The sequence below is a fragment of the Staphylococcus sp. HMSC056G08 genome (genome assembly GCF_001812305.1).
Classification (GTDB): domain Bacteria; phylum Bacillota; class Bacilli; order Staphylococcales; family Staphylococcaceae; genus Staphylococcus; species Staphylococcus simulans.
On record NZ_KV808496.1, the window covers coordinates 1 to 1367 of the forward strand.

Annotated in this window: 2 protein-coding genes and 1 pseudogene; all 3 read right to left on the reverse strand. The window is 41.4% G+C overall.

What is annotated here, in order from left to right:
* Positions 1–502, reverse strand: a 502-nt coding sequence (locus tag HMPREF2846_RS08570) for an SdrD B-like domain-containing protein (RefSeq protein ID WP_176745481.1), incomplete at its 3' end; no start/stop codon positions are given.
* A gap of 21 nt (positions 503–523) precedes the next feature.
* Positions 524–703 (reverse strand): annotated as a pseudogene (locus HMPREF2846_RS14925) (SdrD B-like domain-containing protein); the annotation flags it as partial.
* On the reverse strand, positions 691–1367 hold a 677-nt coding region (locus HMPREF2846_RS08575), incomplete at its 5' end, for an SdrD B-like domain-containing protein (RefSeq protein WP_176745482.1). The pseudogene HMPREF2846_RS14925 and the gene HMPREF2846_RS08575, both read right to left, overlap by 13 nt.

Here is a 1367-nt window from a genome sequence, read left to right on the forward strand (position 1 = left end):
TGCCTTTTTCATTTGAGTTTTGAACACCATCTTTATTACTATCTTCCCATACTTTGTCTCCGATAGTGTATGTCGCTGGAACTGGTGTTGGTTCTACCACTGGTTTATAGAATCCGCTGTCGATTGTGTAATTATCTGCATTGTTGATTACGACTTTCGTTTCTAAACCGTTTGAATCTAATGCTTGATCACCAACATTTACCTTAGTTGCTGTGTAACCTTCTGGTGCAGTGAATTTAACTGTGTATTCACCGTTTTCTAATCCAGTAAAGTTATACTTACCTTCAGCATCTGTCACAACTGATTCTGTTGTACCATCTGGTTTAGTCAGTGTCACTGTTACGCCGGCGATACCTTTTTCATTTGAATTTTGGATACCGTCTTTGTTGCTGTCTTCCCACACATAGTCACCTAAGTTGTATGTTGCTGGGACTGGTGTCGGCTCAACCGTCGGTTTGTAGAAACCACTGTCGATTGTGAAGTCATCCGCATTATCTACCACGACTTTGACTGTTTGACCGTCTGAGTCTAATGCTTTGTCTCCTACATTTACTTTAGTTGGTTCATAGCCTTTCGGTGTATCGAACGTTACTGTGTATTCGCCATTTGGTAATCCTGTGAAGTGGTAAATACCGTTGTCGTCAGTTACTGTTGTTTCTGTGCTGCCGTCCGGCTTAGTTAAAGTAACTGTTACGCCTGAAATGCTTTTTCGTTTGAGTTTTGAACACCGTCTTTACTGCTGTCTTCCCAGACTTTATCTCCGATTGAGTATGTTCCTGGGACTGGTGTCGGCTCAACCGTCGGTTTGTAGAAACCACTGTCGATTGTGAAGTCATCCGCATTATCTACTACGACTTTGATTGTTTGACCATCTGAGTCTAATGCTTTGTCTCCAACATTCACTTTAGTTGGTTCATAGCCTTTTGGTGTTTCGAACGTTACTGTGTATTCGCCATTTGGTAATCTTGTGAAGTGGTACATACCGTTATCGTCTGTCACTGTTGTTTCTGTGCTGCCGTCTGGCTTAGTCAATGTAACTGTTACACCTGCAATGCCTTTTTCGTTTGAGTTTTGGACACCGTCTTTACTGCTGTCTTCCCAGACTTTATCTCCGATTGAGTAAGTCGCTGGCACTGGTGTTGGTTCTACCATTGGTTTGTAGAATCCACTGTCAATTGTGTAATCATCTGCATTGTTGATCTTCACTGTAGCTGACGTACCTTCTGAATCAAGCGCTCTAGACTCTCCTTGTTCAATCAATGTAGATTTATAACCTTCTGGTGTTTCGAAATCTACCTGGTATTCGCCATTTTCTAAATCTGTAAATTTATACTTACCTTTTTCGTCTGTAACTGTCGTTACTTTTG